This is a genomic window from Mesorhizobium huakuii, from assembly GCF_014189455.1.
In the GTDB taxonomy this organism is placed as follows: domain Bacteria; phylum Pseudomonadota; class Alphaproteobacteria; order Rhizobiales; family Rhizobiaceae; genus Mesorhizobium; species Mesorhizobium huakuii_A.
Map to the genome: position 1 here is coordinate 6,373,731 of NZ_CP050296.1, position 24,968 is coordinate 6,398,698.

Consider the following 24,968-nt stretch of genomic DNA (forward strand, 5'->3'; position numbering starts at 1 on the left):
CGAGCAGCTTCCCACACTTAACGTGCCGCATCGGCGTTCAATGCCGCAATCCCCAGACCCACCATCAAGTCTGGCCATGCCGACCGCCAGAGGAATGCCGTGACCAGTCCGGCGGCAATAATGGCTATGTTGGCGAACGCATCATTACGGGCCGAAAGAAATGCAGCCTTTGTCAGACTGCCGCCATGATGTCTGTATGCGGCGAGCATGTAGGCACAGGAAAGATTGACGGCGAGTGCACCAAGCCCCGCTTGCGTCAAGGCGACCGGCTGTGGCGGCACGGGCATGTTGAACTTTTGCCAGGCCGTCCAGAGCGTAGCCAGACCCGGCACGAGCAGGATGAGGGCGAGCGCCATACCTACCCGCGAGCGCGAGCGCAACGACCAGCCGAAGGCGAGTAATATGAGGAGGTTCACGGACGCATCTTCGAGAAAGTCGATGCTATCGGCGAACAATGACACCGAGCCTATGGCGAGCGCCACGGCGAATTCAATGCCAAAATAGCCGAGGTTGAGCAGCGCGACGATGAGGACGACGCGACGGAGTGCTGGATTCATTCTCTGAGCGTATCTGAGCTCAGAGCATGGGCCAATAGATTTGCCGTGTCCTGTAAGCGACCGTTTTCTGGATATGAGGCCGAGGTGCCATCGAAAAAGCAATTCAAAGGCCAACTTTTATACGGAAACTGTTTGTGATCTCGATTGCAGACAACAAATCTTCGAACGCGATGCTGGTACTACCGCGAAATAAGACAGCGTCTGCCTTGAGTAGAGAGCGCTATTCAAAATGTACCCGCATCCAAGACAACGGAGCAGGAACCGCCGATCTGATGAGTGGGCGGAAAAGTCGGTAACGCTCTCCCGCCACCAAATTTCATCAAATGAAATTAGTCGCTTAAGTGCCATCCCAATGCACCTTGGCGGCTGGTTTCATGTCGCGCCATGTTGCAAGCCACTACCGTTGATTTCCAAGGGTTTCCTGCGACTATCGGCAAGTCCGTGCGACATGGACGCGACATGGGGCGATGGAATGGGCAGTTTTACGATCGGCATGTCATCGCAATCGCAAATCGAACGAAGGCTTTCCCCGTCTGCAATTCTCTCGCAGATCACGTCGGCGAGTTAATAGGGTCGGTCGTGCCATTCTTGGTCCTCAACGGCATCAGCGGCCTTTCGGCAAGCTGTCCGTGTTGGTTAGCGGTCTGAGCGCATGCAGGTCGGCTAGTTTTGGTGAGGAACAAAGTACGCCCTTGGGAGGTTAATATATTAGCGGAGGCTGATATGCTTGCGACTGTAGGCGCGGTGTTGGCTGCCAGGAATGACGACGCGGAAATTCTTGGGGTGCTTGACCTCACCAACAGAACGGAAGCCAAGCTCGGTGCCATTCGCCTCGGGAACGCCATCCAGTTCGTCGCCAATGCCTCGGTGCTTGGATATGACGTCCGCGCAGCGATGGTTTTCTATGGCGAACCGGGAACGCCAAGCCTGAGGGCAAAAGACTGCGAGCAGTTGTGGGCGCAATACGGAGTTGCCCTGCTTCAGCCATAGGGGCGCCCCGTCAGTTCTGGCACTTTGCATAGAAGGAACTGGTCGGCAATCGCAGCGTTAGCCAAAGCAACCGGAGGAATGTCATGGACGACGATCTGCGCCTGAAATTGAAGGAACTCGGCATCAGCATGCAAACCAGGGCGGCAGAACTCGCATTGCCCGGCGGCAACACCGATATTTCCGCGCTGATGTCGGGAATTGCAGTGACCCTTGAGGCTCTGCTGGTGATAGCCGAAGAGAGCAAGACGCCACGGTCCGGACCGTCAGTTGAGCCTGTGACTTCGCTATCTGATTGAAGCTAATTGGGTTGTGACTGAATTTTATCGCGACCACGTTCGAAGGGAAGCAGTTTCGAGTCGCAGCGAAAAACGCTCGCTTGTCTACCGTCGTGGACCAGCTCAATTCCAAGGGTTATCCGCAGCCCAGCGGCGGATTTCGCCCATCCTGTCGCGAGTGAACATGAAATCGCTGGGCGCTGCGCCTAGGTGGCACGATTGGCAGCGTTCGGCGAACGACGTCCGCAGCACCTGCATACCCGCATTGAACTGCTGGAAATGCCAGTCGCCAGTGCGCTGCTCGGCCGAAAAATCGAGACCCCACCCCTCCCCCTTTTCCATGACGAAGTAGTTCAGTCAGGGTGTGGTCGTTATAGATGCCCAGGACGAGGCGGGTGCCGGCCAGGGAGCGGCTGCCCAGCCTTCGACAGCGCGATCGTTTCGGGAAGCGCAAACGCCTCATCCCAGGAGGATCCCCGGTCATACTTCGCATACATCACGAAGTCCTTGAAATTCTCCGGGAACGTGACGCGGATTGGGCCTGGTGGCCGCTGAAAACAACAAGCCCAGTGAAACGAGGGCGGCGACCAGGGGAACGCGGCGTAGGCCGTTGAACGCATGCTAGACCACCTGCTTCCAACCCGAGCACAAACAGGTACCCCTCCTCACCCAATGTTCGCCCGCCATCTGCTTCCCCAGCGCGTCACTCGACCGAGGTCCATCGCGTGGCACGGACATGAAGCCAACTGTCCGGCTAATGGCAGATCACTGGAGAAGATCGCCCAAGTGGAAGGAATCCGCGTCCATGAAGTCGGGGAAGCTCGATAGCACCATCACATTCGTCACAACATATCAGCAGCGCCAAATCCTCTGACGAATGGCAGGAGCCAGTCTAGCCCGAACTCGCCGAGGGCTCATGAGGAGTGCTCGGATACTGGCAGGTTAAGGTCGATCACATCATTTATATGGTCGGCATCGCCCAGGAAGATATTTGCGTCCTTGGCTGCAACGATGAACGCAGCTCGCGCCGATCGCGGCGGCTTCCGGCCGTTGATCACCTCAAGGCAGATTTTCATGGCCTTGAGGCGCTGTTCCGATCCCGGTGACGGCCAGGCACGCAGTAGCAACTCGGCGGCTTCGGCCACGGTTGTTACGACCCTATCTCGGTCGATGCGCCCCGGCTGGATGATTACTGGCTTGTGAAAACGCTTGGGCGCCAAACTATGCATTCCTTCGCAATCTTGGGCTTACGGCAAGTGCGCTCGAAACGTCAACCAACCAATTTGGTTCCCCGGCAGCCGTTTCTAGTCCGCCCTGGTGGCCTTTGCTAGTTCAGCTACGGTGCCACGACACGCCCTCGCAACCGAAACGAATGAACGAGATCCATCTGGGCGGCCTGCTTCGTAAGCGTCCCGCACGGCAGCGTCTGCCTTGGCTCGCATCGCAGGTTCAAGCCCCGCAGCGTACTTGCCAAGCGGCCCCTCTCCCGAAGTGATCGGCTGCCAATAATCATCGAAGGACTCATAATCCATTCGGATCAAAAGCTGGGTTTCCTCAACGTCATGAAGTCCTTGTTCGATGAAGCTCTGCTTCATTTCATTGGGCTGCATCATGGGCTGGAAGCAATACCGGCTTCGTAGCGCTCGCGCGTTTTCATCGATTACCGCGAGGGTGTCCAACATCATGCGCATAACCGGCATGCCGCCCAGATGGTCCCACACTGCGGCCGCGACGACGCCTCCTGGGCGGACCACTCTGCGCATCTCACCGATTGCCCGGCCTGCTTCCGGAACGAAGTGCAACACAAGCAATGCAAGTGCCCGGTCGAAATATGCATCCGGAAACGTAAGCGAGGTTGCATCGCCCTGCTGAATCTGGATTCGCGGGTCAGTGTTGAGCCTGTTGGCCTCATCGACGAACACCGACGAAAAGTCGATCGCAGCCACTTCACGCACATTTGCCACTTGCGGCAGCGCGAACGTGAGGCTCCCTGTACCGCATCCAACATCCAGGATGCGTTCTCCATCTGCCAAGCCGGCGAAATTGATGAAGAGAGGGGCGAGCCGTTTGCTCCACCGGCCCATAAGCTGCTCATAGCCAGCGGCTTTTCCGACATTGAAAGTGGAAGTCATGAAAGCCTCCAGATTTGTGCCGCCTTACGCAGCAGAGGCTATTGGAATGCCTGCCGCTTGGATAGTGGAGCTGTCCGACACTCTTTCACCAACGACAATTCAAGAATGCGGCTATCAATAAATAATCAACTGGATCAGACGGTTAGCTTGCTATCCAGAGCGAACCGAGCAAACTGCAAACGGTGGTTTGCAGTTTGAACACCCGCAGAGGATCGGACCATGTCCAGCGCTGTTGCCTACTATCGAGTTTCAACCCATGTCGTTCGGGGCTTGGCATCGATGCCCAGCGCGCGGCCGTCGCCCGGTTCGCCGAAACCGAAGACATCGCGATCCTCCACGAGTTTACCGAGGTCGAGACCGGCAAGGCTCCGACCCTGGACCGGCGCCCACAGCTGGCAGCCGCCCTCGCCCAGGCGCGACAGGCAAAGTGTCCGGTCATTGTTGCTAAGCTCGATCGGCTGTCGCGAGACGTTGCCTTCATTGCCGGACTTATGGTTCAGCGCGTCCCATCATGGTCGCCGAACTCGGAGCCGATGCCGACCCTTTCATGCTGCATTCTGTGCGGCCTTGGCCGAGAAGGAGCGGCGTCTCATCTCGGAGCGCACCAAAGCCGCCCTCGCCTCTCGCAAGATGACCGGGAAACTCGGCAATCCAACCAATTCCGCGCAGGCGGCCGCCACGGGGCGACAGATCTCGGTGGAGGCCGCCGATCGTTTCGCGAGACGATCCTTCCGGTCATCGAGTCCATCCGTCGCTCCGGCATCGCCCCTTGAACAACCGAGGCGTTCGAACAGCCCGCGGCGGACAGTGAAGGTTTCGAACGTGCGAAACATCCTGGCGCGCTCAACAAACGAGCTTTGATAAGCGGGAAAAACCACGCCGGGACGGTATCAGCGTGAGAAGCGCCGCGCCTCTTGTGGCACGGGGCCTCGATACCGCCGCGGGGGCGCAGCGCCTACGAAGTCGCGGATTGGCGGTTGCTGTTCAACTGCACGCACGTCCACCTCGGCTGACTTTCGCACCAGTCAAGCCGGAAGGAGTTCCTTGATCACCGATTTGAGATAATCCATCGCAGCGCGCCCTAACTAATGTCGCTCGGACGCAGCTGCATCGAGCAATTCCGCCAGCGCTTCCTCGACCTTGCCAGCTGCAGCCGCGGTCATATCCATGTGGAAAATGACTCTGTGTGTCAGCATCGCGATCTTGGCATCGCGAAACAACTTGGTGTGCCTGAACGGCGTGGTGTCGAAATCTCCGACCAGCATGGGGAGTTAACCGAAACACGCCGCCTTGGTTCCCAGATCGCTGTCAGCCGGCGATATCATCTTTAACGTTGAGGTCGAAGTCATCGATTGATGCGCAGGAGCAACACCAAGGCTCCCAACCCGGCCGATCAGCGACGCGGCCACAATCTGAAAGGCCGGCCTCGTTGAGCACGACAATTTCGCCGTCGATGAAGGCGCTCTCGACGCCGAGCCGTTTCGACGCCCCGGCCAGGTCCCGATATTTCGCGGTCCAGTTATAGCCGTTTCGGGTGAAGATACGGACGTCGTGATGAATGATGATCTGCGATCGATAGCCGTCGAACTTGACCTCGTGAATCCATTCTTCGACAAGGGTCGGCAACAAAGGCTCGACGAACTTCAAACGCATGAACACCCCTACACCCAGCCATTCAATTAGCAAGCGCTGAAATAGTTCCCGCTTGGAACCTTTACGCCGCGGCCGGGTTCGATCGGTCATGACCAGAATCGCAGATCTCGGACCGCCACCTTTCCCCGGCAAACCTCAGAGGCCCGGCAACGGCCACGACCATTTTCACGAATGCCCAATATGCGGTCAGCGCGTCGACCGCCGCGACATTCGGCAAGCGTTGTGGCACGAGCAGCCCGATCATGAGCCACTTGAGCTGGACAATTAGGAGCGGCCGAGTTGCCGAAGTATCATATCGAGGAAATGAACGGCGATGCCGTCACCGCCACGCACGTCGTCAATGCAACGACGCCATTGAGGGCTGCGCAGGAGGCAACCGAGAGAGGCGTCACGCTGCGCACAAACGAGAGCGTATGGATCAGGGTGACCGACGAGAAGCGCGGCCACATTTTCGAATACAGCTTCAGCCTTTAGAGCCGATTATGCATTGACCATCTCGATGGAAGATTTAGGGCGCCAAAATAGACAGCTTTTTGGTTTATATCCAATGGACAGCGAGACGCATTTCATCCCGCCAACCTTGCGGAACTGACTGTAGAAATCGTTTCAGCATTTGTGGCAACAACTCCGTCCCTGTGGGCATCCTGCCTGGATGGATTTGCTCAGTGCATGCGCCGCTTTCGGGCCTGGAGACCGCTGTGACGCCTGCGGGACAACCTCAGACGCCAGCGGTCAATCCCAAAAGGTCCGTCACGCACAGGCTGCCCGCGCCCCTATTGCGATCCGCGCCCGCCAAGAACCGCTCTTGGCCAGCCGCTAAACCCCGGGAGGGAATTTACCGCTGCAGATCAACATGCTGCGGCATGCGAAGTTCCTCCCTCTCGCGAAAAAGCCCTCTGTCGCATTCCACTGCCTGATGCGGCATCGCCGCTGCCCTTGGTTCCCGGCTCAAAGAAAAAGCCCGCTGGCTCGCTCCGGCGGGCTTGTCTTTTGGGTTGGGCCTATTTGCCCATTTGCATTGCCATTTTGCAGAAATCTGCATGCGACTTCGCGACTGCTTCGTCGGCACACTCCTTCATAATTGCGGCCCGGTCGTCCGCACTCATGGCCGTCCACGCGGCTTTCGCATCCGCTTCCGACTTCATGGTCTTCATGCCGGCGTCGGTGAAGAAGGGGGACATTTTCGCCGGATCATCGAGTGCAGAAGTGCCGGTGGAACTTCCGGCGAAGGCCGAACCGGTCATAAGAGCGAGCGATGCGCCGAGAACGAGCATTTTCGAGTTCATCAAAATTCCTCCTGATCTTAGCTGCTCGAATGCAGCCGTGCTAATGCAATGCCGACTAGGAGAAAAGGTTTCCAATAGATCCTGAAATTGTAGCACTCGCTATGCGCCGACCGCCGCTTGGCAGAACCAGAGCGAAATTGTTCAGAATCCGAGGGTGTTCGACCGTGGGGTGGCGACTTTAAGTTTTCGGCATCAGCAGATCGGCTAAAGCCGAGTAGCGAGTTTCGTTAAAGGCTTCGGTGAGATCGATTTCACTGATTCCTTCTGCCTCTGCGTCGGCAATAAGGCGGCGTGCCAGCTGCTCAATCTGTGTCTGGTCCCGGCCGGAGCAACCTTGAATCAGGTCGTATTTCTCGACCCATTCAACCAAAAAATTCTCGGCACGCTGTCGTCCGAGGATCATGATAATACCCTAAAATGGGACTGGCCCGGGCGGCGCGGGCCAACCAAGATCCGCACCGTGGTCAGCGCCAGTCCCGGCCGGAGCATGCTGCTGTCCTCTCAACATTGCCTGTAAACCCAAAGTTCCTGCCTATCGCGAAAAAGCCCGCTGCCGGGAGTTCGACGCGGGGCCGCGGGCTCCGACCGTCCATGGAGTCACGATCTAACAGCGGACGGGGAAGCCGTTCCACTCCACTGCATCATCGCAACATCGCCTATGGTCCAAGGTTCCCTACGCCCAACAAAAAGCCTGCCGGCCGAAGCCAGCGGGCATTTGGTCTGGAGTAGTTGGAGCGAGCCAGCAAAGGTCAACGAACGGCAGAGAGGTTGGGCCGCTACGCTCGGGCGATGTTCAGCACCGTATGAGGCCCATGCGTCTCCTGGCGCCGATAACGCCAGGGTTCGATGCCGGCGAGATCCGATCCGTCAAACCATCATGTCACGTTGAGTTTCGCAAAATGCAACTGTCGTGCCGCCACCAGACCTTATCGATTTCGAGGTAGACTGGACCTTCCTTCCAAGGCGTCCAGCCCTTGCCAGGCCGCTCCATAACCTCGCTGTCGCGCATCGCGTGTCTCGGGATTCGACAATCTGCCTACAGATATCGCATTATCACAGCCCTTGTGGGGATATGGGGGATTACAAAATGTCATTTCCAGACGGACATGACCGGCTTTGCGCGATCGAATGGCTGGTCCAGAGATTGGCTGTCGAGCACTGCTTGCGCACGCCCGATCCGATCGTTGCCGCCGAGCATCTCAAGGCAGCCGGGGAGGACTATGGCACGCTGGTTTTCACCAGCGCCATCAAGGCCGGCACGGCGGAAGGGATGACTGGGCTGGATATCAGCACCGCACTAGCGTTCTTGGTCCAAAATATTCCAGACGATGTTCGTGCCGCGCTTGGCACCTAGATCGGCCATCTGGTGGACTAGCTGTGGGATAACTCACCAAGTCATGGCTCTTACCGCAGACTCCTTTGCCGCGCTCGAAATCGGATGTAGTTCCGAGCGCGCCTGTGATCTGCGAAAATTAAGCCGGATCACACACCGCTTCCACGATGCATTTGTCGCAGACGGCCATTCGCCTCTAGTCGTAATCCAAGAATTGACGCGGTGAGCAGCTATCATCCAACGTCCATTACTGAAAACCCGCCGCCGCCCGGGCGAAGACCCCCACGACCTCAAGCCCGGCGAGCCTTCGCCGGCGGCTTCATACCTCTCGGGGCCGGTCCGGCGCGCTCCTGAACGCGCCTCCATAGGCGGTCTCGGATCGCGCCACGGGAGTTGATGAAAGCCGAGCCGACATATCTCCCGGTAGTGCGGTCAGCCATCAAAGCGAAGGCCGGCTTCCCCGGTTCGCGCTCGACGCCGAGCAGATCGTATTCTTCGACCATGCAGCTCTTGATCTTCAGCCAAGCTGTTGAGGGGCCGCTGCGGTATTTACGGTAGCGGGGCTTCGAAACCATGCCTTCTAGGCCGGCATTGTCGATCAGGTGGAAAATGGCTTTGGCTTCTCCCGGCAGCGCCTGCCTAACTGGATTCGGTCATCAGGCAGTATGATGCTTTCCAGGATCTCGCGCCGGTCTTCGAGATCCATATCCCGCAGATCGTAGCCGTTGAGGTGGAGCAGATCGAAGGCGACGAAATAGAGGTGGTGTTGCCGGCGGGTGATGGCAGTTCGCAACGCCTGGTAATCAGAAAGGCCTGCTTCGTTGAGCACCACTATTTCACCGTCGATGATGGCGCTCTCTACCCCGAGCCGTTTCGCTGCGCTGGCCAAGTCCCGGTAATGACCGTCCAGCCCCGGCCGTAGCCAGCGGCAAATTTAGACTGGAGTAGCGAGATTCCGTGTGGGCCCGCCTTAAATGGGGAGCAAGGCGGGCCCGACCAAGGGATGCGGACCTTGGCCAGCAACAGTGCTGCCGCGTAAACAAGCTACGCCCCTATATGCTGTTCCTCTAATTCAACAAAAAAGGCCCGCCGACGCAAGCCAGCGGGCAATTGGTCTGGAGTAGCCGGAACGAGCCAGCAGGAGTCAACGAGTGGTGACGGGGACGATTGCGTGGCGGCGCATCCGAACGCTCTTAAAGCCAGATCCTCGTTTCAACTGCGCAACTCATCAGTGTCTCCCTTCATGTCCTGGACTACGTCACGGGTGCCGTAGACGGGGCAGAAGTTTGTTGACTCCGACACTACGGGACGCATAAGTCCCGGCTGCGCCCCACGTCCAAGGCGCTATTTTACCCGAGAGGTACCGAAATGGACGAAAAATATACCAATGCGCGTGAGCACTTTTTTGCGGCAATCCGCTCGCTAGCAGCCTCTTCCGACAGCATTCAAACGCGGTTGATAAACGCGAACGCAAACATCTTGAACGTCACTATCGATGAATTCGACGGTGACCGAGAGCTAAAATTCAAGTTTGCTAAATTGCTGGATCTTCTCGCCATCGATCAAGATGATATGGAAACGGTCGCGGTGGAGACAGCGGCGCACATGACTGATTTTGAGGCGGTTAAAGTCGCGGACCTGATCTGCGATTTTTACTACGAGATCACCTAGGGTCCGCCCACTCCTCCCCCGCGCAGAACGCGCCAGATATCGGACCAATATGCCGTCACCGCCAGCGAGCGTTCAGCCTTGCCCGCTGTTCACACCGTGAGGCAGTGTAAGCTAGGCAGCGACACCACCTAAATAGGCGCTGATGACCGCTTCATTGCTTGCAAGATCACTGCCTGGCCCCTCAAGGACAACGCGCCCGGCCTTGAGAACATAGCCGTAGTCGGCGAATTTCAAGGCGACTTTGCTGTTTTGCTCCACGAGCAGGATGGTCACGCCTTCGCGGTTGAGGCGCTGGACGATGTTCATGACTTCCTTGATCAGTTGCGGCGCCAGGCCCATTGACGGTTCATCGAGCAGGAGCACTTTGGGCGCGGCCATGAGGGCTCTGCCGATCGCGAGCATCTGCTGCTCTCCTCCAGAGAGGTTCCTTGCATCGCCATTCTTTCTGCGCGCCAGGATGGGAAAGAGTTCAAAAACGTGATCCAGCCGCCGCCGGCGCTCGGCGTCGTCGGCAAGCGTAAACGAGCCCAGGTCAAGGTTCTCCTTGATCGTCATGTCTCCGAAAATACGCCTGCCCTCCGGAACGTGGACAAGCCCGCGATGCGGCAGGCGGTGGGCAGGGACCTTGGTTATGTCCTCGCCCAGGAAGCGGACATTTCCAGAGGACGCCGCAATGAGGCCGGACAACGTGCGCAGCACCGTGCTTTTGCCGGCGCCGTTCGCGCCAAGCAGGGCGACGATCTGGCCGCGTTTGACCGAAAGGCTGACGCCATGAAGCGCTTCGATGGCGCCATAGCGGGCAACGATACGGTCCGCGCTGAGAACGATCTCGGAGTCCATCAATCCTCCGTGCCGAGATAGGCTTCGATGACCCTGGGGTCCGCGCGGACGGCCTCCGGCGCACCATCGGCGATCTTCTGACCGTAGTCGAACACGACGATCTTTTCCGACACTTGCATGACCAGCCCCATATCGTGTTCGATCAGCAGGACGGTGACGCCGGTTTCATCGCGAATGCGGCGGATCAGGTGGACAAGGTCCAGCTTCTCGCGCTCGTTCAGGCCGGCTGCGGGCTCGTCGAGAAGGATAAGCTCGGGTGTCGACGCCAACGCCCTCGCGAGTTCGAGCCGCCGTTGATCGCCGTAGGAAAGGCCGCCGGCATGGCGATGCGCATGCTCGGCAATGCCGACGAAATCAAGCCAGCGCATGCCGACCGCGCGGATCGCCTCTTCCTCGCGCCTCTGCGACGGCAAGTGCAGCATGGCCGACACCATGCCATGACGGCTGCGGCAATGCTGGCCGGACATGGCGTTTTCCAGAACGGTCATCTCCTTGAACAGCCGGATGTTCTGAAAAGTGCGGGCAAGCCCGAGCGCGGTGATGCGATGCGGCGGCAAACCGGTAATTGGCCGGCCGCCCAGGCTGATCGAGCCCCCTTCGGCTTGTAGAAGCCGGTCAGGCAATTGAAGAGCGACGTCTTGCCGGCGCCATTGGGTCCGATGAGGCTGTTGATGGCGCCTTTCTCCACCGAGAACGAAATGTCGTGAAGGACCTTCAGTCCCCCAAAACTGAGGCGCAGATCGCGGACTTCGAGCAAGGCCATGGTCAAACCCGCTTGTCCGGCCAGAGCCCGTTCGGCCTGAAGAGCATGATCGCCAGCAGCGCAACCGCGGTCACCAGGGGGCGATAGGTACCCGCGCCGCGCAGCACCTCTGGAAGCAGGGCCACGAGAATGGCGCCCAGGACGACGCCAGGAATGCGGCCCATGCCACCCAGGACGACGCCGAGCAGGATGAGAAGCGATTGGTTGAAGGTGAAACTCTCCGGCGAGATGGCCGTCATTTTGGCAGCATAGAGGCATCCGGCCACGGAAGCGATCACCGCCCCCATCATATAGGCCTGCAGCTTGGCGGTGACACGGTTAATCCCGATACCGGCGGCAGCGTCCTCGTCATAGCGAACGTAGAGCCAGGCTCGTCCCATCCGCGACCGCTCGACGCTGAGGCAGACGAAGGCGGTGAGCAGCGCCAGCACCAGGAACGCATAGTAGAAGTGCTGCACCTGCATCAGCTTGAAGCCGAAGATCTCCGGCCGCTCGATGCCGATGAGGCCGCTGGCGCCACCGGTGATGTCGAGGTTGCGGGCGATGATGCGGACGATCTCGCCGAACCCCAGCGTCACGATCGCCAGATAGTCGCTGCGCAGCCTCAAGGTCGGAGCCCCGATGATGATGCCAGCCACGCAGGCCGCCGCCATCGCGACCGGGATGGTGAGCCAGAAGTTGAACCCGAATTCTGCGGTCAGGATCCCTGACGTGTAGGCGCCGACCGCGAAGAAGGCGGCGTAGCCGAGGTCGAGCAGGCCGGCATAGCCGACGACGATGTTGAGGCCGAGGCACAGAACGACATAGAGCAGCGCCGTGGTCGCCACCTCCGTCACATAGGCGTCGGCGAACTGCGGCAACACCAGCGCGACGGCTAGTGCCGCCAGGCCGGGCAGCACGACGGACCAGCGCATCAGTCGCGGTTGCCCGGCGGCCGGCACGGTTCTCACTTCGTCGATCATCACACCCGCTCCACGACAGAGCGGCCAAGAAGGCCGGTCGGCTTGAACACCAGGAACAGGATCAGGGTCCCAAAAACGAAGACGTCACGCCACTCCGATCCGACGAAGGGCAAGGACGAACCGAAAGCCTCGAGCAGGCCGAGCAGCAAGCCGCCGAGCATGGCGCCCGGCACGCTGCCGATGCCGCCTATGACGGCTGCCGTAAAGGCCTTGAGCCCCATGATAAAGCCCATGAAGAAATGGACACTGCCATAGTATGCGCCGGCCATGACCCCGCCGCCGGCGGCGAGCGCCGAACCCATGAAGAAGGTCAGTGCGATCACCCGGTCGACATCGATGCCCATCAGGCGGCTCGCCCCCATATCGATGGACACGGCGCGCATCGCCTTGCCGTACATGGTGCGTGAGACAAAGGCCTGCATCCCGGCCATAAGAGCGATGGAGGCGGCCACCAGCACCATCTGCGTGTAGGTGATATGAACGGTGGAAATGTCAACACCGGCAAAACCGAGGTCCGTGTTGAAGGCATAATGCCGCCCGCCTGTCAGGGCGAGTGCGGTGCCGTTTAGCACCATCGACGCACCGAGCGCCGTGATGAGGATGGAGAGGCGCGGCGCATTGCGCATCGGCCGATAGGCGAAGCGCTCGATGACGACGCCGAGCAAGCCGACGACCAGCATCGACACTAGCAGGGCGCAGACCACGCCCAGCCAGCCGTTGCCGACCCATATGCCGACGAAGGAAAACACGATGAGGCCGACGAAGGCGCCATTCATGTAGATGTCGCCATGGGCGAAATTCAGGAGCTTGATGACGCCGAAGACCATGCTGTAGCCGAGCGCGATCAGGGCATAGAAAGAGCCGACGATAAGGCCGTTCACCAATTGCTGAATAAGCAGGTCGAGCGTCATTGATGCTCCGAGGGCAGAATTGAAAAAGTCTTGTCTGGGCGCAGCGTCGGTGCGCCAGACAATCGGCGATGACGCCGAGGCCGCCACAAGGGCCGCCCCGGCATCAATCCGGTTGGCCTTTATTCGACAGCCACCCACTTGCCGCCCTTGGCGATCACTGGGCGGAAGTTCGAAGTCTGGAGCGTGTTCTTGTCGGTGAACTTGATTTCACCGGCAAGTCCCTTGAAGTCGCTAGCCTTGAGCGCCTCGATGATTGCCTTTTGGTCCGTCGACTTGGCCCGTGTGACAGCATCGACGATCAGGTCGCCCACGTCATGGGACAGCGCCGCATAGGCGCCGGCGTCGCGGCCATAGGTTTCCTTGTACTTGGCCTTGAAGTCGGCGGCGCCAGACAGGAGGTCCACGGTGGGCGGGGACAACAGGTACACGCCCTCACCGGCCGAGCCGGCGATCTCCAGATATTCCGGCGAATTGTTGCCGTCGCCGAGTACGATGCCGCCCTGGAATCCAGCCTGTCGAAGCTGCTTGGTGAGCAGGGCGCCACCGGCATGGTAGGCGGTCCAGAAGACCGCGTCCGCGCCGCTCGATTTGATCTTGGTGACGACCGCCGAATAGTCCTGCTCACCGGCAGTGGTCGTCTCCTTGGTGGCAATCTCGCCGCCGGCACCCTTGAAGGCTTCGGCTGTCAGCTTGGCCAGGTCAGACGAATAGGCATCGCCTTCGTCTATGACCGCGATCTTCTTGTAGCCGTTCTTCTTGAAGAGCTCGACAGCCGTCGTCGCCTGCATGTCGCCGGTTGAATTGGCGAGGAAGGCATTGCCCTGATTGGCGGCAACCAGCTTGGTCGAGTTCGCTCCGATGATGACGAACGGAATGCCGGCGTCGCCATAGATCTTCAATGTCGGCAACACGGCGCCCGAGCAGTAGCCGCCGACGATGGCGGTCACGCCCTCCGAGACAAGCTTGCTGCCTGCGGTCACCGCCTGCTGCGGATCGCAAGCGTCGTCGGCGGTCGTGGTGATGATCTTGTCGCCGTTGACGCCGCCTTTGGCGTTGACGGCATTGATCGCCATCTTCACGGCGTTCTCCATATCCTGCCCCTCACTGGCCAGTTGGCCAGTCATTGGAGCAACGATGCCGATCTTGATATCGGCAGCCGCGCCATCGTGGTCATAGCCAGCCCGGCAAGGGCGGTGGCACAAGCTAGCCTCTTGGCAAGCCTCTTGAAGGAAACAACCATTATTCTCTCCATTTTCCCCTGTTGGTGCATCCAGGCGGCGTGCCCGAAATGCATTGTTTCGCCCCTCCGTTAGCTGCGGAGCGGTTATGTTGAGCAAGATCGCCAGCCGGCCATGCGATTTCTCACCGGCAGGCTCCTGATCCGCCGATCAGTGACTGCCGCTGGAAGCCCGGGCATAGGCTCCCTGATAGCGGTTCTCCTGGATGCTCTGCATGATCTCGGCCTCGCGGGCTTCCTGCGCCCGGACGGCGGCCAGCAAGGCCGCGGCACCGTCGATTGGAAATGCCACGACGCCATCCTCGTCGCCGACGACGATGTCGCCAGGACCTACGACCATGCCGCCTATGCAGACGGGAACATTGATGGCTCCCGGGCCATCCTTGTAAGGTCCGAGATGGATGGCTGACCGTGCAAAGCATGGAAACGGATTGCGGCTGATGGCACCGGCATCGCGGATGGCGCCGTCGATGACAATGCCCGCAGCGCCGCGTGACGCCGCGACACTTGTCATGATCTCGCCGACCAGCGCACGTCCTTCATAGCCGCCGCCATCGACGACGATGACGTCTCCGGGCCGCAACAGATCGAGCGCACGATGGATGAACTGGTTGTCGCCGGGGCGGGTCCTGACCGTCAGCGCCCTCCCCGCCATGACGCCGCTCAACCGATGGAACGGCCGCAACCCGACAGCGCCGGGGACACGAGCGAGATTGTCGCTGATCAACGGCGTCGCAAGAGCGCGGAACGCGTCGATCAGTTCGCTTTCCTGTGATCCATCCGCCATTGCCTGCACTCCCCGTCGTCGGCACTTCTTATGAATATAGTATCCAATCACACTTAATTCGGTGGAGTCAACCGACCTTGCGATGGTGGGCAGAAAAAAGCCAAAGCGGCTTCGGAATGGCGCCGAGCTGGCCAGAATGACCCCAACCGCTCCACCCATCCGGGCTTGCAATGGCGTCGAAGTTCAAGATAGATTGGATAACATATCCATAAATGTCATGATTGTGAAAAGGGATTGGGTTGTGAAGCACGCAGGAAAAGTCGTGATCGTCACCGGGGCGGCACAAGGCCTGGGCCTTGCCTGCGCCGAGCGCTTTCATGCCGATGGCGCCAAGGTGGTGCTTGTCGACGTGCAGGCCGATCGCGGACGCGAGCATGCCGAACGTCTTGGCGAACGTGCCGCCTGGCTATCGGCGGATCTCTCCGAATGCACGCAGGAAATGGCAGCCGATGTTGTTGCCAAGGCCACGAAGCGATTCGGCAGTGTCGACGTCCTCATCAACAATGCCGGCATTATCCATCTGGACGATTTCGTTGACTTCCCCGAGGAAGCCTTCGACCTGGTTCAGCGCGTCAATCTCAAGGCGCCCTTCCTTCTCGGGCAGGCCGCGGCAAGGGCCATGATCGCGCAGGGACGCGGCGGCTCGATCATCAACATGTCGTCGATCAACGCCATCCTGGCCATTCCCAATTCCGTCGCCTATGCCGTGTCCAAGGGTGGCATCAAGCAGTTGACGGCGGTGATGGCCGTCGGATTGATTCGGCATGACATTCGCGTCAACGCCATCGGCCCCGGCACCATCCTGACCGACATGGTCAAGAGCTCGGTCATGGCCAGCGAAGCGCAGCGCCAGACCATCCTGTCGCGCACGCCGAGCGGCCGCTGTGGCGAACCTTCGGAGATCGCCAGCGTCGCATCCTTCCTGGCCAGCGACGACGCCTCCTACATTGTCGGCCAGACCATCTATCCGGATGGCGGCCGCCTGATCCTGAATTATACGATGCCGGTGAAGGACTGACCGCCAATGGTTTTCGGTACGCCCCACATCAGTCTTGCGGGATCAGCCGCGCTGCTGCTCGACGGCGCGCAGGAGGCTTTCGATGATGCCACCCAGGAGTTGGTCTGGGCGGTAGCGAATGCCGCGCTGAGCCTCGAAGGGGTGCGCGAGACCGTTCCCGGCATGAACAACCTGCTGGTGGTGTTTGACCCGCTCGCCACGGACGCTCACAGCGTCGGCGATCAGCTGATGTCGCTCTGGGCCAGCACCGATGCCCATGCGGTGACCGGCACGCATCATACCATTCCCGTCAGCTATGGCGGCTCGCGCGGCGAGGACCTCGCCGGCTGGGCCGCGCATTGCGGCCTGTCTGTCGACGAGACCGTCAGCCGCCACGCGGCAGCCGCCTACACCGTCGCCGCCATCGGCGCCATGCCGGGCTTTCCCTATCTGTCCGGTCTCGACCCACGGCTTGCATGGGCAAGGCGCAGCACGCCTCGCCTGAAGGTCACTGAGGGCGCCGTCATCATCGGCGGTGCGCAGGCGGGCGTCATGCCGATGACTGCGCCGTCCGGATGGCACATGATCGGCCATACCGACGTGAAGCTGTTCAACGCCGAAGCGGAATTGCCCGTGCTGCTCCGGCCCGGAGACACGATCGGATTCACGATCGCGGGGATTGAGGCGTGATCGAGATCCTCACCACCGGCCTGCCGAACACGATCCAGGATCTCGGCCGGCCTGGCCATCTTGCGCTGGGGGTCAGCCATGGCGGCGCCATGGACAGGCAAGCGCTTGCAATGGCCAATCTCATGCTGGGCAATGATCCCTCGGCTGCCGGGATCGAGGTAGCGCTTCATCCGTTCCGGCTGCGCACGAATGTCGACACCGCGGTCGCTGTCACCGGCGCGGATTGCGTCGTCAGCGTCGGTAACCGGCCCTGCCCGCCCTGGTGGGCCATGACGATCCGCGCCGGTGAGACCCTTGTCCTCGAAGCACCGCGCACCGGTGCGCGTTCCTATGTCGCCGTTGCCGGCGGGCTCGATCTGCCCCTCGTCATGGGGTCGCGCGCGACGGATGCGAAGGGTGGCTTCGGGGGGCTCGGCGGGCGCGGCCTGTCGCGCGGCGACCGGCTTGCGCTCAACCCGGCGCAATGCCGGCTTCCCGCAGGCGGCATCGGCGCAGCGCTGGAAGAGCGACGCGGCGCGGTGGACGGCTTTGCCTCGGCAATCGAGTTGCGGGTTCTGCCGGCCGCCGAGTTCGACGCCTTCACCCCTGAGGCCCAGGCAGCCTTCACCGGAAGCGAATGGAACATCACCAGCGACGCCAACCGGATGGGATATCGCCTTTCCGGAGAGGCGCTCTCGCTCGTCTCACCGATGGAATTGCTGTCGCACGGCATCGTACCCGGCACTGTCCAGGTGCCGCCGTCCGGCCAGCCGATCATCCAGCTTGCCGATGCCAACACTTGCGGCGGCTATCCGAAGATCGCTACGGTGATCGAAGCCGACCTGTGGCGGCTCGCACAAGCGCCTGTCGGCGCGCGCCTGCGTTTCTCAGCGGTCTCGATCGAAGCGTCGACGGAAGCGCTTCGCATGAACCGGCAGCGACGCCGCGACTTTATCGCCGCCCGGAACCTCATGGTCGGCGAGCAGAGGAGGCCATGAAAATTCGCCCCTTCACCATCGAGATCGCCCAGTCTGAAATCGACGATTTGAACAAGCGCATCTCGAACTGGCGCGGGCCGGACCAATTGCAGGCAATAGGCTGGGCGCAGGGAACGGAGCAAGAGGAACTGCGCCGGCTTATGCAGCACTGGCGCACCGGCTTCGACTGGCGCAAGCAGGAAGCCGCCTGGAACATCCATCCGCACTGCCAGACGGATATCGGCGGCCAAACCATCCATTTCATCCATGCGCGCGCCGCAATTGCGACTGGCAGAACGATCATACTAACCCATGGCTGGCCAGGCAGCGTCTTCGAATTTCATGAGCTGATCCCACTTCTGACAGACCCACTTTCGCATGGCGGAAGGCAGGAGGACGCCTTCAACGTCGTGGTCCCTTCGATTCCTGGCTTTGGCTTTTCGAGCCGACCGACCAAGTCTGGTCTCAACCTGTTCACCGTCGCCGACCTTTGGGCCGAGTTGATGAGCCGTCTCGGCTACAAACGATATCTCGCGCAAGGTGGCGATCTGGGCGCCAGCGTGTCGACATGTCTGGCGCACGCGCATCCCGACAGTCTCGCCGGCGTGCATCTCAATTTCATCCCCGGCTCATTCTCACCGCCTCACGATGCAGGCCCAGACGGTGACTTGACGTCGGAAGAGCGCGCCTTCCTGGAACGGAAAGCCGGATGGGCGGATCTTCATGGCGCCTATGCTCATATTCAAGCGACGCGCCCGCAAACACTTGCCTATGGGCTGACGGATTCACCGGTCGGACTGGCAGCCTGGATGATCGAAAAGTTCCGCGACTGGAGCGATTGCGGTGGCGATCTGGGCAATGCTGCTTTTTCGCCCGACGACATGTTCGCCGACATCTCGCTTTATTGGTTCACCCGGACCGTCGCTTCGTCGATGCGGCTCTATTGGGAAACGCGCGCCCGCCCGCTTGCATTCCCGCCCGGCACGGCGATCGACATCCCGCTTGCGGTGGCTTTGTTTCCCAAGGAGCTACCGATGCCGCCAAGGAGCTGGGTCGAGCGTGTCTTCAAGGACATCCGCCGGTGGACAGCGATGCCGCGCGGGGGTCATTTCGCAGCCCTCGAACAGCCCGCTTTGCTTGCACAGGACCTAAGGGCCTTTGCCGGCGGTCTGGATTTTTAAAGGCAGCGTTTCTTCGCAACCAAACCTGAAGGCAGAAATGACCAACACCGCGATCACCGTCGATGCCCTGCATGAGCGCGTCGATGCAATTTTCCGCAAGGCCGGGCTGAACCCCATCCAGGCCGGCGCCATCACCCGGGTCATCGTCGCGGCGGAACGCGATGCCTGCAAGTCGCATGGTGTCTACCGCATCGAAGGCGCCCTGCGGACAATCAAGGCCGGAAAGGTGGAGCCAAACGCGCTGCCCGAGTTGTTGCCGCAAGACGCACCGGCCATCGTCAAAGTGGATGCGAAGCACGGCTTCGCTAACCCGGCCATCGAACTGGGCCTGCCGGTGCTGGTCGAGCGGGCACGCTCGTGCGGCATTGCCGCGCTCGCGATCAACTCGGCCGTGCATTTTTCCGCCCTTTGGGTGGAGGTCGAAAGCTTGACGCAGACAGGCCTTGCCGGCCTGGCCATGTGCCCGAGCTATGCCACGGTCGCTCCGACTGGTGGCAACGGACCGCTGCTTGGCACCAATCCTTTTGCCTTTGGCTGGCCGCGCGAAGAGCAGCCGCCTTATGTTTTCGACTTCGCGACGTCGGTTGCCGCGCGCGGCGAGATCGAGCTCCATCGCCGGGTCGGCAAGAAGCTGCCGGAAGGCTGGGCGATCGATGTCGACGGCAGGCCGACGACGGATCCGGAAGCTGCCCTCGCAGGCGCCATGCTTTCTTTCGGCGGGCACAAGGGTTCTGCTATCGGGACGATGATCGAGTTGCTCGCCGGCATCATGATCGGCGACCTGACCAGCCCCGAGGCGCTCGATCTACTCGGCACCACGACGCTTTATCCGTCGCATGGAGAGTTGGTCATCGCTTTCTCGCCGCAAGCTTTTTCCGCCGGCCATCCCGGCAATCCGCTGGGTCGTGCCGAAGCCCTGTTCGAGGCGATCGTCGGTCAGGGTGCGCGCCTGCCCTCGCAGCGGCGGTTCCTTGCTCGTGCGGCTTCGGAGAGAGACGGCATCAGTCTCTCCGCCCAGGAAATCGAACAGCTCGACCGTTTTCTCGAGCAAGGGCTGGGCGCCGTTTGAATCGTGAGCCAGCCGGTCGTTTTGGATGCGGCGAAAACGGCACTGGCATTCAAATCAGTCGGTACCCTCGATGAGGATGAAGTCGCCATCGGCGGCGCCTGCCCGCAGAGCCTTGGCCTCGGCATATTCCGGGCTGTCCCAGAATTCCTTTGCCTTGTCGAAGCTCGCAAACTCGAAGATCACCGTGCGGGCTTTGGGATTTCCTTCCTTAATCAAGGCGGTCTCTGGTTTGACGACGACGCGGGCGCCATATTGTTTTAGCAGATCGCTCGCAACCTTGGCGTAGTTGGAGTAGGCGTCCGAATTGGTGACGGTGACTTGCGCGATAAGATATCCCTTGGCCATCACGACAGCTCCTTGAAAATAGACGAAGTCCGACCTCGTCGCCTGCACAGGCCCCTCGGCGGATAGTGTTTATCAGACGATTGCCGCGAATGCTCTGACGCTGATCCCGTCCTCTTCCAGGCGGGCCCGGACGCGCGCGGCAATTGCGACTGCCGCCGGCGTGTCGCTATGAACGCAGATCGAATCGATTGGTGTCTTGAGCGCCTGCCCGGAAATCGTCTCGATGGCGCCTTGCTTGACCATGCGGACGACCCGTTCCGCCGCCATCTGCGCATCGTGAATGACTGCACCTTCCAGCTTGCGCGAGACAAGAAAGCCTTCCTCCGTGTAGGCGCGGTCGGCGAAGATTTCGGACCTGACCGTCAGGCCCGCGTCGCGCGCGATCCTGTCCTGGAAGCCGAGCGCAATGGCGAGGCAGATCAGGCCGGGATCGACGGCCTTGACTGCGCGGGTCACGGCTTCGGCGACGCCACGGTCTGTCTGGGTAAGGTTGCCCAGCGCGCCATGCGCCTTCACGTAGCGGATCGGATGGCCGGCATAGGCGGAAAGCGCCTGCGCCGCGCCGATCTGATAGGCGACTAGCCTTTCGATTTCATCCATGGAATGCGGGATGATGCGGCGTCCGAACCCCCACAGATCGGCGAAGCTCGGATGCGCGCCAACGGCGACGCCCTTATCGCGCGCCATCGAGAACGTGGCCGCCATGATCTCGGGGTCACCGGCATGAAAGCCGCAGGCCACATTGGCGGAACTGACGATGTCGAGGATAGCCGCATCGTCGCCGAGCCTGTAGGCTCCAAAACCCTCGCCCATGTCGGAATTGATATCGACCTGTAATCCTTCGGCCGCCCCGGCGCTTTCCTCAGTGGTTCGAACCATCGCCTTTGCCTTCACACCAGTTCGTAGAGCGGCGTGCCGTAACCGACGACCGCTCCGTCCTCTATCAGCGCCGCGCCCAGCACGCCGTCTGCCGGCGCGAGCACGGCCTTCAGGCATGGGCCGACCTGCAGGACGCCGACCGTCTCGCCCTTGCGGACCATCTGGCCAGGTCCGGCAACAGGGTGGCCGGTCGTTGGATGATCGATACGGAACACGCCGACGCCGGGCGCACGCACGCCCTTGAAGACCGTTTCCGCCTTCAGCGCTTCGGCGCCAGCCCTAGGTGTTTCGGCAACCACGGCCTGCATATGCAGGCGCAGCGAAAAGCCGGCCTCGGCCAGCGCGATCTCCCCTATGCCGGCACTTGCGCACCAAGCGGCCAGCCTTTCGATCTCCTCAAGCGTCATCGCCGCCTCGCCCCTCGAGCAGACCGCCTTCAATGAGATGTTCGAGATGATGAATATCGAAGCCTCCGGCAGCGAAGCCGGGCTCCTCCATCAGGATACCGTGCAGCGGTGCATTGGTGGCGATGCCGACTGCCTCCATCTCGCCCAGCGCCCCGCGCATCCGCCGGATCGCCTCGGCCCGCGTCGCGCCATGCGCCAGGAGCTTGGCCACCAGCGAATCGTAATGCGGCGGCACGGTGTAGCCGGAGTAGAGATGCGATTCGACACGGATGCCGGGGCCGCCGGGCGGCGTCCAGCGCTCGACCCGGCCCGGATGCGGCCGAAAGCTGTAGGGATCTTCAGCGTTGATGCGGCATTCGACAGCGTGGCCTTGAATGCGGATGTCTGCCTGGCTGAATGACAACGGTTCGCCGCGAGCGATGCGGATCTGCTCACGCACGATATCGATGCCGGTGACGAGCTCAGTGACGGGATGCTCCACCTGCACGCGGGTGTTCATCTCGATGAAAGAGAAGCGCCCGTCCTCATGGAGGAATTCGAACGTGCCGGCACCTGTATAGCCGATGGTCAGGCATGCGCGGGCACACAGGTCGCCTATGTCGGCGATCGCCTCGCGGGCGATGCCAGGCGCCGGCGCTTCCTCGATGATCTTCTGGTGACGGCGTTGCATGGAGCAATCCCGCTCGCCGAGCCAGACAGCCCTACCGTGCTTGTCCGCCAGGATCTGGATCTCGATATGCCGCGGCTGCTCAAGGAATTTTTCCAGATAGACTTGCGGGTTGCCGAAGGCCCGGTCCGCCTCTTTCACCGCCATGGAAACGGCTTCCATCAGGGCCTGCTCATCGCGCACGATGCGCATGCCGCGCCCGCCCCCACCACCCGCTGCCTTGACGATGACGGGATAGCCGATGGCCTCGGCAATGGCGCGCACCTCTTGCTCGTCCTGTGGCAGCGCACCCTTCGAGCCCGCAACGCACGGAACGCCGGCGGCGATCATCGTGCGCTTGGCGGAAACCTTGTCGCCCATGGTGCGGATCGCCGTCGCGGACGGCCCGACGAAGATGAGGCCGGCGTTTTCGACGGCCTCGGCGAAGGCGGCGTTCTCCGAAAGGAAACCATAGCCCGGATGGATCGCGCCCGCGCCGGTGAGTTGCGCGGCCGCGATGATCTCGGCGATGTTGAGATAGCTCTCTGTCGCGGCAGCCGGTCCGATGCAGATCGCCTTGTCCGCTAGCGCGACATGGCGAAGGCTCGCATCGGCCTCCGAGTGCGCCGCCACCGTTCTCAATCCGAGATCGCGGCAGGCGCGCAGGATGCGTAGCGCGATTTCACCGCGGTTGGCGATAAGGACGGTATCGAACATCGCCCTCAGCCCTCGTCTTCCAGCACGAACAGCACGTCGCCGGACTGCACCGCTGCATGGTCGTCGAACGCGATCTGGACGATCCGCCCAGCGCGATCGGATTCCACGACATTGAACGTCTTCATGGCTTCGAGGACGCCGATTTTCTGCCCCTCCGCGACCACATCGCCAATGGCAACCAGCGGCGGTTCGCCTTCGGTGCCGGAGCGGTAGAACACGCCCGTCAGCGGCGCGCGGATAGAATGGCGTGCGATGGGCGGAGATGTCGACGTCTGATCTGGGGAACGTGCGGTTACATCAGGCCCCGGCTGCACCTGCGACGCGGATTGCGCCGACGCCGTATGCCTGGACACGCGGACGCGAACGCCGTCGCGCTCGATCTCCAGTTCGGCAATGGGCGAACGCGAGACAAATTCGATCAGCTTCTGGACGAAGTCGAGATCCATCGCCGGCCCTACCGCAGCGCGTCGACAGCCTCGGCGATGCGCCCGATCGCTTTTTCGATCAGGTCCATCGACGTGGCTATGGAAATGCGGAAATGCGGCGACAGGCCGTAGGCAGAGCCCTGCACCACCGCGACCCGCGCCTGATCGAGCAGGTAAAGCGAGAAGTCGTCGTCGCTGCCGATGGGAGTGCCGTCGGGGCGGCGACGGCCGATCAGGGCCGAGCAGTTGGGATAGAGATAGAAGGCGCCCTCGGGCGTCTGGCAGGTGAGGCCGGGAATCTTGCGCAGCAGCTCCAGAGCGCGGTCGCGCCGAACCTGGAATTCGAGCGCCCGAGGGCGAAGAAAGTCCTGGGGACCTTCCAGAGCGGCAATGGTCGCGGCCTGCGAGATGGAAGACGGGTTCGACGTGCTTTGGCTCTGCACGGTCGCCATGGCGCGGATCAGCGCTTCCGGCCCGCCGGCATAGCCGATCCGCCAGCCGGTCATGGCATAGGCCTTCGATACCCCGTTCACTGTCAGCGTACGGTCCTTCAGCCGCGCGCTCGACGCCGGCGATGGTATGGAAGGTACGTCCATCGAACAGGATATGCTCGTATATGTCATCGGTCAGCACGTGGACGTGGCGCTGGTCGAGCAGCACTTCGGCCAGGCCAGCGAGTTCGTCGCGGCTGTAGACGGCGCCTGTCGGGTTGGAAGGCGTGTTGAGCAGAAGCCACTTGGTGCGCCCGGTGATCGCGGCTCGCAGGGCTTGCGGCGTCAATTTGAAGCCCTGCGCCTCCGTGCAGGGAACGACCACGGGCTTACCTTCGCCGAGCAGGACGATATCGGTGTAGGAAACCCAATAGGGCGCTGGGACAACCACCTCGTCACCCGGGGCCAGCGTTGCCAGCAGGGCGTTGTAGATGATCTGCTTGGCGCCCCCGCGACGCTGATTTGCGAAGGCTTGTAGTCGAGGCCGTTCTCGCGCCTGAATTTTTCGGCCACCGCCTTCTTCAGCGCGGTGGTGCCGTCGACCGCCGTATAGCGCGTCTCCCCCTGCGCATCGCCTCGTAGGCCGCCTCGACGATGTGCGGAGGCGTAGGAAAATCCGGCTCGCCGGCGCTCAGGCTGATAACGTCGATGCCGGCCGAGCGCATTTCGATTGCCCGCGCGGTGACCGCCATGCTGGGACTTGGCTTGATGACGTCGAGACGGGGAGCGATGAGGCCCACGGAACAATCCTCGGCATGTATGATATTT

General features: G+C 61.1%; 32 protein-coding genes and 2 pseudogenes. 11 read left to right on the plus strand and 23 right to left on the minus strand.

Annotated elements, in window-relative coordinates; genetic code table 11:
- Positions 1-17: 17 nt before the first annotated feature.
- Both HB778_RS31085 and HB778_RS43145 read right to left on the minus strand, forming a co-directional pair.
- Positions 18-557 (minus strand): cation transporter, encoded by a 540-nt coding sequence (locus tag HB778_RS31085; RefSeq protein ID WP_183459470.1) that lies wholly within the window; start codon positions 555-557, stop codon positions 18-20.
- Positions 558-929: 372 nt separating this feature from the next.
- On the minus strand, positions 930-1,112 hold the full coding sequence (locus HB778_RS43145; RefSeq protein WP_342633877.1) for a hypothetical protein: 183 nt from the start codon (positions 1,110-1,112) through the stop codon (positions 930-932).
- 168 nt (positions 1,113-1,280) lie between these two features.
- On the opposite strand from HB778_RS43145, the gene HB778_RS31090 reads away from it, so the two are divergent.
- Both HB778_RS31090 and HB778_RS31095 read left to right on the plus strand, forming a co-directional pair.
- A complete protein-coding gene (locus HB778_RS31090) occupies positions 1,281-1,547 on the plus strand; it encodes a hypothetical protein (protein WP_183459472.1) in 267 nt (88 codons plus the stop codon).
- Between the two features lie 83 nt (positions 1,548-1,630).
- Entirely contained in the window at positions 1,631-1,843 is a 213-nt protein-coding gene (locus tag HB778_RS31095) for a hypothetical protein (RefSeq protein ID WP_183459474.1), read from the plus strand.
- Between the two features lie 102 nt (positions 1,844-1,945).
- Here the strand turns inward: HB778_RS31095 and HB778_RS41815 are convergent, their stop codons facing one another.
- The 3 genes from HB778_RS41815 to HB778_RS31110 form a co-directional block, all read right to left on the minus strand.
- Complete coding sequence (locus tag HB778_RS41815) at positions 1,946-2,164, minus strand: cytochrome P460 family protein (protein WP_244661684.1); 219 nt, start codon at positions 2,162-2,164, stop codon at positions 1,946-1,948.
- 572 nt (positions 2,165-2,736) lie between these two features.
- Positions 2,737-3,042: a DUF982 domain-containing protein gene (locus HB778_RS31105; protein ID WP_244661685.1), complete on the minus strand. Its 306-nt coding sequence runs from the start codon at positions 3,040-3,042 to the stop codon at positions 2,737-2,739.
- Positions 3,043-3,126: 84 nt separating this feature from the next.
- Positions 3,127-3,954 (minus strand): class I SAM-dependent methyltransferase, encoded by an 828-nt coding sequence (locus tag HB778_RS31110; protein ID WP_183459478.1) that lies wholly within the window; start codon positions 3,952-3,954, stop codon positions 3,127-3,129.
- Positions 3,955-4,136: 182 nt separating this feature from the next.
- On the opposite strand from HB778_RS31110, the gene HB778_RS31115 reads away from it, so the two are divergent.
- Positions 4,137-4,727 carry a recombinase family protein gene (locus tag HB778_RS31115; RefSeq protein WP_348524643.1) on the plus strand — a complete coding sequence of 197 codons (591 nt, stop codon included), beginning with the start codon at positions 4,137-4,139 and terminating at the stop codon, positions 4,725-4,727.
- Between the two features lie 312 nt (positions 4,728-5,039).
- On the opposite strand, the gene HB778_RS31120 is transcribed toward HB778_RS31115, so the two are convergent.
- Both HB778_RS31120 and HB778_RS31125 read right to left on the minus strand, forming a co-directional pair.
- Positions 5,040-5,219, minus strand: a complete 180-nt coding sequence (locus HB778_RS31120; RefSeq protein WP_183459480.1) for a hypothetical protein — start codon at positions 5,217-5,219, stop codon at positions 5,040-5,042.
- Between the two features lie 43 nt (positions 5,220-5,262).
- Positions 5,263-5,697 (minus strand): hypothetical protein, encoded by a 435-nt coding sequence (locus HB778_RS31125; RefSeq protein WP_244661686.1) that lies wholly within the window; start codon positions 5,695-5,697, stop codon positions 5,263-5,265.
- Positions 5,698-5,886: 189 nt separating this feature from the next.
- Here HB778_RS31125 and HB778_RS31130 point away from each other — a divergent pair, with 189 nt between their 5' ends.
- A complete protein-coding gene (locus HB778_RS31130; RefSeq protein WP_183459482.1) occupies positions 5,887-6,081 on the plus strand; it encodes a hypothetical protein in 195 nt (64 codons plus the stop codon).
- A gap of 527 nt (positions 6,082-6,608) precedes the next feature.
- Here the strand turns inward: HB778_RS31130 and HB778_RS31135 are convergent.
- Both HB778_RS31135 and HB778_RS31140 read right to left on the minus strand, forming a co-directional pair.
- The gene (locus tag HB778_RS31135) at positions 6,609-6,893 is read right to left on the minus strand and encodes a hypothetical protein (RefSeq protein ID WP_183459484.1); all 285 of its coding nucleotides are present in this window, start codon (positions 6,891-6,893) and stop codon (positions 6,609-6,611) included.
- A gap of 178 nt (positions 6,894-7,071) precedes the next feature.
- Positions 7,072-7,296 (minus strand): DUF768 domain-containing protein, encoded by a 225-nt coding sequence (locus HB778_RS31140; RefSeq protein ID WP_183459486.1) that lies wholly within the window; start codon positions 7,294-7,296, stop codon positions 7,072-7,074.
- Between the two features lie 684 nt (positions 7,297-7,980).
- Here HB778_RS31140 and HB778_RS31145 point away from each other — a divergent pair.
- Positions 7,981-8,247, plus strand: coding sequence for a hypothetical protein (locus tag HB778_RS31145; protein WP_183459488.1), 267 nt, complete (start codon positions 7,981-7,983; stop codon positions 8,245-8,247).
- A 577-nt stretch (positions 8,248-8,824) separates the two neighbouring features.
- Here HB778_RS31145 and HB778_RS41820 read toward each other — a convergent pair.
- Positions 8,825-9,115: a hypothetical protein gene (locus HB778_RS41820; protein WP_244661687.1), complete on the minus strand. Its 291-nt coding sequence runs from the start codon at positions 9,113-9,115 to the stop codon at positions 8,825-8,827.
- A 479-nt stretch (positions 9,116-9,594) separates the two neighbouring features.
- Here HB778_RS41820 and HB778_RS31155 point away from each other — a divergent pair, with 479 nt between their 5' ends.
- Positions 9,595-9,897: a hypothetical protein gene (locus HB778_RS31155; RefSeq protein ID WP_183459490.1), complete on the plus strand. Its 303-nt coding sequence runs from the start codon at positions 9,595-9,597 to the stop codon at positions 9,895-9,897.
- Between the two features lie 111 nt (positions 9,898-10,008).
- Here HB778_RS31155 and HB778_RS31160 read toward each other — a convergent pair whose 3' ends face one another.
- The 7 genes and pseudogenes from HB778_RS31160 to HB778_RS31185 all read right to left on the minus strand — a co-directional run bounded on the left by HB778_RS31160 (position 10,009) and on the right by HB778_RS31185 (position 15,397).
- Positions 10,009-10,737, minus strand: coding sequence for an ABC transporter ATP-binding protein (locus tag HB778_RS31160; RefSeq protein ID WP_183459492.1), 729 nt, complete (start codon positions 10,735-10,737; stop codon positions 10,009-10,011).
- Positions 10,737-10,868 carry a hypothetical protein gene (locus HB778_RS43530; protein WP_432421277.1) on the minus strand — a complete coding sequence of 44 codons (132 nt, stop codon included), beginning with the start codon at positions 10,866-10,868 and terminating at the stop codon, positions 10,737-10,739. The genes HB778_RS31160 and HB778_RS43530 overlap by 1 nt, the downstream gene beginning before the upstream one ends.
- Before the next feature lie 156 nt (positions 10,869-11,024).
- Positions 11,025-11,500 (minus strand): annotated as a pseudogene (locus HB778_RS43535) (ABC transporter ATP-binding protein); the annotation flags it as partial.
- A gap of 2 nt (positions 11,501-11,502) precedes the next feature.
- A complete protein-coding gene (locus tag HB778_RS31170) occupies positions 11,503-12,462 on the minus strand; it encodes a branched-chain amino acid ABC transporter permease (protein ID WP_244661689.1) in 960 nt (319 codons plus the stop codon).
- Positions 12,462-13,373 (minus strand): branched-chain amino acid ABC transporter permease, encoded by a 912-nt coding sequence (locus HB778_RS31175; RefSeq protein ID WP_109660147.1) that lies wholly within the window; start codon positions 13,371-13,373, stop codon positions 12,462-12,464. The genes HB778_RS31170 and HB778_RS31175 overlap by 1 nt, the downstream gene beginning before the upstream one ends.
- A gap of 119 nt (positions 13,374-13,492) precedes the next feature.
- Complete coding sequence (locus HB778_RS31180; RefSeq protein ID WP_244661690.1) at positions 13,493-14,575, minus strand: branched-chain amino acid ABC transporter substrate-binding protein; 1,083 nt, start codon at positions 14,573-14,575, stop codon at positions 13,493-13,495.
- 186 nt (positions 14,576-14,761) lie between these two features.
- Positions 14,762-15,397, minus strand: a complete 636-nt coding sequence (locus HB778_RS31185; protein ID WP_183459496.1) for an RraA family protein — start codon at positions 15,395-15,397, stop codon at positions 14,762-14,764.
- Positions 15,398-15,638: 241 nt separating this feature from the next.
- Here HB778_RS31185 and HB778_RS31190 point away from each other — a divergent pair, with 241 nt between their 5' ends.
- Genes HB778_RS31190 through HB778_RS31210 form a run of 5 tightly spaced genes read left to right on the plus strand, consistent with a single transcriptional unit; the run spans position 15,639 to position 20,290 of the window.
- Complete coding sequence (locus HB778_RS31190; RefSeq protein WP_183459503.1) at positions 15,639-16,415, plus strand: SDR family NAD(P)-dependent oxidoreductase; 777 nt, start codon at positions 15,639-15,641, stop codon at positions 16,413-16,415.
- 6 nt (positions 16,416-16,421) lie between these two features.
- A complete protein-coding gene (gene pxpB, locus HB778_RS31195) occupies positions 16,422-17,084 on the plus strand; it encodes a 5-oxoprolinase subunit PxpB (RefSeq protein WP_183459507.1) in 663 nt (220 codons plus the stop codon).
- Positions 17,081-18,061 (plus strand): biotin-dependent carboxyltransferase family protein, encoded by a 981-nt coding sequence (locus tag HB778_RS31200; RefSeq protein ID WP_183459508.1) that lies wholly within the window; start codon positions 17,081-17,083, stop codon positions 18,059-18,061. The genes pxpB and HB778_RS31200 overlap by 4 nt, the downstream gene beginning before the upstream one ends.
- Positions 18,058-19,221, plus strand: a complete 1,164-nt coding sequence (locus HB778_RS31205; protein ID WP_183459509.1) for an epoxide hydrolase family protein — start codon at positions 18,058-18,060, stop codon at positions 19,219-19,221. The genes HB778_RS31200 and HB778_RS31205 overlap by 4 nt, the downstream gene beginning before the upstream one ends.
- A 37-nt stretch (positions 19,222-19,258) precedes the next feature.
- Positions 19,259-20,290 (plus strand): Ldh family oxidoreductase, encoded by a 1,032-nt coding sequence (locus tag HB778_RS31210; protein WP_183459510.1) that lies wholly within the window; start codon positions 19,259-19,261, stop codon positions 20,288-20,290.
- Positions 20,291-20,344: 54 nt separating this feature from the next.
- On the opposite strand, the gene HB778_RS31215 is transcribed toward HB778_RS31210, so the two are convergent.
- From HB778_RS31215 to HB778_RS31240, 6 genes and pseudogenes are all read right to left on the minus strand, one after another.
- Positions 20,345-20,635, minus strand: a complete 291-nt coding sequence (locus HB778_RS31215; RefSeq protein WP_183459512.1) for a DUF1330 domain-containing protein — start codon at positions 20,633-20,635, stop codon at positions 20,345-20,347.
- 72 nt (positions 20,636-20,707) lie between these two features.
- Positions 20,708-21,514, minus strand: a complete 807-nt coding sequence (locus tag HB778_RS31220) for a LamB/YcsF family protein (RefSeq protein WP_183459514.1) — start codon at positions 21,512-21,514, stop codon at positions 20,708-20,710.
- An 11-nt stretch (positions 21,515-21,525) separates the two neighbouring features.
- Positions 21,526-21,921 (minus strand): biotin attachment protein, encoded by a 396-nt coding sequence (locus HB778_RS31225; protein ID WP_183459516.1) that lies wholly within the window; start codon positions 21,919-21,921, stop codon positions 21,526-21,528.
- The gene (accC, locus tag HB778_RS31230) at positions 21,911-23,284 is read right to left on the minus strand and encodes an acetyl-CoA carboxylase biotin carboxylase subunit (protein WP_183459518.1); all 1,374 of its coding nucleotides are present in this window, start codon (positions 23,282-23,284) and stop codon (positions 21,911-21,913) included. The genes HB778_RS31225 and accC overlap by 11 nt, the downstream gene beginning before the upstream one ends.
- A gap of 5 nt (positions 23,285-23,289) precedes the next feature.
- Positions 23,290-23,730: an acetyl-CoA carboxylase biotin carboxyl carrier protein gene (locus HB778_RS31235; RefSeq protein ID WP_183459520.1), complete on the minus strand. Its 441-nt coding sequence runs from the start codon at positions 23,728-23,730 to the stop codon at positions 23,290-23,292.
- Positions 23,731-23,738: 8 nt separating this feature from the next.
- Positions 23,739-24,940: pseudogene (locus HB778_RS31240) on the minus strand (pyridoxal phosphate-dependent aminotransferase).
- Positions 24,941-24,968 lie beyond the last annotated feature (28 nt).